General features: G+C 47.9%; 3 protein-coding genes. All 3 read left to right on the top strand.

Features of this window, described 5'->3' with window-relative positions:
- The coding region (locus Q0236_RS04530; RefSeq protein ID WP_297915536.1) for a hypothetical protein at positions 1-1,766 on the top strand (1,766 nt) is incomplete at its 5' end.
- Between the two features lie 660 nt (positions 1,767-2,426).
- Positions 2,427-4,223 carry a translation elongation factor 4 gene (gene lepA / locus Q0236_RS04525; protein ID WP_297915533.1) on the top strand — a complete coding sequence of 599 codons (1,797 nt, stop codon included), beginning with the start codon at positions 2,427-2,429 and terminating at the stop codon, positions 4,221-4,223.
- Positions 4,224-4,759: 536 nt separating this feature from the next.
- Positions 4,760-5,437, top strand: a complete 678-nt coding sequence (locus Q0236_RS04520; protein WP_297915531.1) for a DUF6882 domain-containing protein — start codon at positions 4,760-4,762, stop codon at positions 5,435-5,437.
- Positions 5,438-5,870 lie beyond the last annotated feature (433 nt).

The raw sequence follows: 5,870 nt of genomic DNA, 5'->3' as shown, positions 1-5,870 counted from the left end.
AAAATTCTAGCCAGAATTTAGCGGTAACTAATCAGCTAAGCCAGCTAGCTAAGCTTAAGGTCAATGCAGTAGCGTATCTATCTGACAAAGTTTATAAGGATGTCATCGCTACGCTTTATGACGGATATAAAATGGAAATTGGCGACAAAGGTAAGGAGAAACTTCAAGCCGTGTGCGGATTTGCAAGCGACCTTGACTTCGCGCTAGATTTCGGATTTGATTGTCAAAGCAATAGTGCTGACGGACGCTGCTCTAAGGCTACTAATGCTAGTGAGACTAGCGCAAATACAAACTATGTACCATATCCTGATAGGCCTACCGTCAAATACGAGATTCTTAGCGATACGCAGTATTTTGCTAAAGATTCTGACGTATGCTTAGGCTCTACTGGATATGATAGCAGATGCTATAAATATAACGTAAGAAGCAGTAAGGGTTCTTCTAAAATTGATGAGATGCCAGACTGGGAGGAGGCTGCTTCTAGCGGTGATGCTGGTTATGGCTTACCTATACCGCTTAAAATAGCTCTTAATTACTACTCTGATGCTTCGCTAAGAGGCGGGCTTATCAATAGACCGAAAGGCGGCACAGGAATAAATTATGACTCGAAGTCAAATGAATTCAGAATTTTAGCGCAAGGATTTAGAGAAGGACAAACTCCCGACTCGACCGTGTATTTTAACTTCGCTAGGATGCATAAAACCCCTAGCACCCCGGTGCTTATCTATGCTAGTGACTTTGATATTCAAGACGGAACCGCTCTTAAGACCTTTGGAAAGTTTTGGCCATCGAAATTCGATAGCTCATACAAAGCTATCTCTGATACCGACTCTGAGGACTACAATAAAACCCATATAAAGCTGTCTAAGGAAGATTTCGATGTCTTTATTACTAGAAAGGTTAGCGAGACCAGAGCTGCAAGTAAGGCTGCTTATATAGCCGCCGCTAATTCTAATAGCAAAACTTACGCAACCGGCAAGACCGTTACAGATTTTAGCGATAATGTAGGCACTTACGCCCTATTTGTCTATGGTACATCGTACGATAAAAGTTTGGGGGCTATAGTGCAGCAAGCTACTACTGGGACTCCAATATCTGTTCCTATTTATACGCAGATTTATTGTGGCAGAATTGATAAGTGTTCGAATATGCCTGCGCCTAATGAAAATCTTGCCTATGAGGTTCCAGGTGTGGTTAATGCCTCAGGCAATGTTATAGCCTCGAATATATTTACCGTGCTAGCGGCTCAGGATTCTAGCTTGACCGATTTTACGAAGTTTGTAGTAAATACGAAAGCTACTTTAAATAACATAGACGAGGAGTTTGTGAGCGACTACGATAGTCTTACTAAGGTTGGCGACGTAAATGTGGATATCAGCAGGGCCAATGTGGTAAAAAATGGCCGAGAGAATATAACCATCAGTGGCACTGCAGCAGGTCATGCTACAATACGTATCATTACTAATCCATGGCTTATTCATACTCCAGCCTTAAATGATAAGACTATGTTTACTGCAAATGATGGAGGAGCCTACTCTAAAAAGTATCCGGGCGTACGACAGTATTATAATCCTCTTCGTGTACATATAAAGCAGTCTAAACCTACGGTCTGGGGCGGTGAAGGTCAGGTTAAATCGGGCATAGCGGATGATGTAGGATCGTTCGCTGGTGGTAGCTCGTCAGACAATAGTACTAGCGATACTTCGACTAGAATTCTAGATTCTGGCGATGTTCGCGATATCTACAATCAAAAGACCGATTGGTAGTATCAGCGTTAAGCTCATATTACAAAGGCTAGCTTTCGAGCTAGCCTTTTTTTATGAGCGAAATTTTGGTTTTCTTGGCGACAAATATTTTGGAATTTTGCTTTGCAAATTTTTGTCTGTAAATTCCATGAGATAGAATTTCTTTGAAATTTTAAATTGCGAAATTTTGCTATAAAACTTGGCGGTAAAATTTACTTACTAAGATTTGCGCGTCGTAATGATATATAAGTTTGCGCACTAATTTCAATTGGTAGAATTCAAAGCAAAATCTCGTATGAGGAGAGATCCCTTATTGCTTATTAAAATTCTCAGCCGTTAGCATAGTGGGCTTTGCAAAGTGCGATCATATAAAATTTGCCATAAAATTTCACCACTTAGAATTTTTCTGCCCCAAACATAGCCGTCGAATTCCACTTCATAAAATTCCGCATTCCAATCCTCATCCTAAAATTATATCGCGGCAAAACGCATCGCCGATAAAATTTAAAATTGCTCAAAGCCGCCCGTACTCCACCTATCTTTCAAAATTTTATTTCGTAAAATTCCAATCCGCCTAGAGCCGCCGTATAAATTTCGTCTTATAAATTCCACCTGCTCATTTACCCGTTTTTAAATGAAATTTCGGCACAATGCGGCTTAAAATTTCATCAGGAAAGCCACTTGAAAACAAAAAATATCAGAAATTTCAGCATCATCGCGCATATCGACCACGGCAAATCCACGCTCGCAGACCGCCTGATCAGCGAGTGCAACGCCGTCGAGGCGCGCCAGATGAGCAGCCAGATCATGGATACGATGGATATCGAAAAGGAGCGCGGCATCACGATCAAGGCGCAGTCCGTGCGGCTCGAGTACGAGCTTGGCGGCGAGAAATACGTTTTAAATTTGATCGACACCCCGGGCCACGTGGATTTCAGCTACGAGGTCTCGCGCTCGCTGGCTAGCTGCGAGGGGGCGATCCTTGTCGTGGACGCAAGTCAGGGCGTGCAGGCGCAGACTATCGCAAACGTCTATATTGCCCTACAACACAACCTCGAGATCATCCCAGTGCTTAATAAAATCGATCTGCCAGCCGCCGATCCGCAGCGCGTAAAAGAGGAGATCGAGCACGTCATCGGGCTTGATTGCAGCAGCGCGATCGAGGTCAGCGCCAAAACGGGCGCGGGTATCAAGGAGCTTTTAGAGGCGATAATCACTCGCATCCCCGCGCCCAAAACGGACGATGCCGCGCCGCTTAAGGCGCTCATCTACGACAGCTGGTTTGATAACTACCTAGGCGCGCTCGCGCTTGTGAGGCTCTACGACGGCGTGCTGAAAAAGGGCGACGAGGTCTATATAATGGGTAGCGAGAACCGCCACGAGGTGCTTGATCTGATGTATCCCAACCCGCTTGCGCCCGCCAAAACTCGCGAGCTTAGCAGCGGCGAAGTGGGCATCGTCGTGATGGGGCTAAAAAACGTCGCCGACGTGCAGGTAGGCGATACGATCACGCTTTTTAAAAATCGCGCCGTCGCGCCCGTGGGTGGCTTTGAGAAGGCCAAGCCCTTCGTGTTTGCGGGCATCTATCCCGTGCAGACCGATAAATTTGAAGATCTGCGCGACGCTTTGGATAAGCTTAGCTTAAACGACAGCTCGCTTAGCTACGAGCCCGAGACGTCGCTCGCGCTAGGATTCGGCTTTCGCGTCGGGTTTTTGGGACTACTGCATATGGAGGTCGTAAAGGAGCGGCTCGAGCGCGAGTTTGATCTCGATCTCATCGCCACGGCGCCGACCGTCACATACGCCGTGTATCTCACGGACGGCTCGTGCGTGCGGATACACAGCCCCAGCGAGCTTCCCGCGCCAAATTTCATCGAGCGCATCGAGGAGCCCTACGTCAGGGCGACCATCATCACCCCGAGCGAGTTTTTGGGCAATCTCATCAGCCTTTTAAATTTACGCCGCGGCATCCAAACCAAGATGGACTACATCACGCCGGAGCGCGTCCTGCTCGAATACGACGTGCCGACAAACGAGATCATAATGGACTTTTACGACAAGCTCAAGTCCTGCACCAAGGGATATGCGAGCTTTGATTACGAGCCGATAGATTATAGGCGCGGCGATCTAGTCAAGCTCGACATCCGCGTCGCGGGCGAAGCGGTCGATGCGCTCTCGATCATCGTGCCCGCTTCAAAGGCCGAATCCAAGGGGCGCGATCTCGTCAAAGCGATGAAGGAGATCGTGCCGCGGCAGCTTTTTGAGGTCGCGATCCAAGCAAGCATCGGCAATAAGATCATCGCGCGCGAAAACGTCCGCGCCATGGGCAAAAACGTGACCGCCAAATGCTACGGCGGCGACATCACGCGCAAGCGCAAGCTGCTCGAAAAGCAAAAAGAGGGCAAGAAGCGCATGAAGGCGATCGGCAGGGTAAATTTGCCGAGCGAGGCGTTTTTGAGCGTGCTAAAGATCGATTAAATTTATCGCACGGGTAATCTAAATTTCATCTTTTTTCATCTTTTGCCGCGCGGTCGTAAAATTTGATTTTAAATTTTGACGATCGCTCGGGCGGTTTAAATTTAGCGGCTCGCCGTTCGGTATGAAATTTCATCTTTAAATTTCACGATCTTAAGAGGCGATTTAAATTTTATGACTGCACGGCTTTTAAACTCTATCGCTTGCCGTCCGAGTTGATACATTCGCTGTTGCGCGCCAGTTTTGCGCCGCTTTAAGCTCTAGTGTTCACTGCTCGGTCGTAGAATTACGCCGCTCGCCGTTAGGCTAAAATTTCATCTTTCAAATTTAACATCCCGCGAGCGGTTTAAATTTTATGTCCGCCAGCCGATCATTGCGGTCGCGCCCGTCATCTCCTGCAGTTGCACTCGCCATGCCCGGTAGCCTTCTGCAAAATTCTATCCAGGCGGCGTTCTGATATGAAATTTTATCCGCTGCGGATTTATAAAATTTGATTAAATTTTACTGCTTGCCGCGTCGCGTGAAATTTCATAGTGCGAATGTTTTATAGCAAAGCGGCGTATAAGAGGGCGAAGCGTAAATCCCACAAAAGCGCTAAATTTATCGGTGCAAGATCAAGGGAGAAAAATGAAATTTTAGACCGCCTAGGCGTGGATAGGAGCAGCTTTACTGATCTATTTTCGGCATGTTTGGGCTGCGGCGCAAGGGTGCAAGAGATGGGCTCGAAGCTGATCGTAAAGGGCAGGCGCTGGTCTGTGGATTTTGAGCGCTGCGAGATCAGTTTCGGCGATGATGCGCCGCGCGCTATCTGGTATATCGGCAGCGGCGAAGCGAGCAGCAGCCGCACGTGGCTGTGGGGATACGAAAACATAAACCGCCTTGATGAGCGGCTGCTCACCCTTGCGCGAGATGTGCGCGACTTCGGCTTGCGGCACGGGCTAGCCGAGCTTAGCACGCCTAAGCTCGCACTAAGCGCGGAGATAAACGGCCACGCTCTAAGCGCGATCGCGTGCGGATTGTCGCAGGAGCCGTTATATTACTACCGCTGCCCGCACGCCGGCGGAGCGGTATTCGTGGCGTTTGCGGCGGGCGAGTGCGTGAGCCCCGAGGGCGCGATCGCAAGCAGTATGGACGCAAGCGAGCTCATCTCTTTGGCGCGATTACATAGGTACATTTCAGCTAAATTACGCCGTTTTATCGGGGGCACTTTTACTTAGAAACGGCACGAAATTTAGCGAAGCGGCGGGCAAGATCGTAGAGAATTTTAAAAATGATGCGCTCTTTTCGTTTGATAATTTGGGGCGGCTAAGCGAGGTGGAGTTCGCCGTATAGGGCTGCAAATATCGCGGCATGCATTCGAGGCTTTGAAATTTACGCCGTGAAATTCTGCTTCGTAAATTTTATATCTTAAAATTTTCAGCCTTAGAATTTTGCTCGGTAAAATTTAGATCGCAAAATTCCGCCGTGCGAAATTTCGCTTAAAATTTTGCGTCGCAAAATTCCGCTATCGGGGTCGCGTCCAAACTTCTAAATTTTAAATCAAAATTAGCCGCCGTCGATGTCGAAATCAAGGTGCTCTTTGAAGTAGGCGCGCAACCTGCGGCGGTCGTTGCGACCGGGCGTGATTGCAAACCACAGCACGCGGTCGTT

It is taken from the genome of uncultured Campylobacter sp. (genome assembly GCF_938031315.1).
Taxonomy (GTDB): Bacteria; Campylobacterota; Campylobacteria; order Campylobacterales; family Campylobacteraceae; genus Campylobacter_B.
Note: the sequence above shows the minus strand (reverse complement) of the source record. Positions and strands in the feature narration are given on the sequence as shown.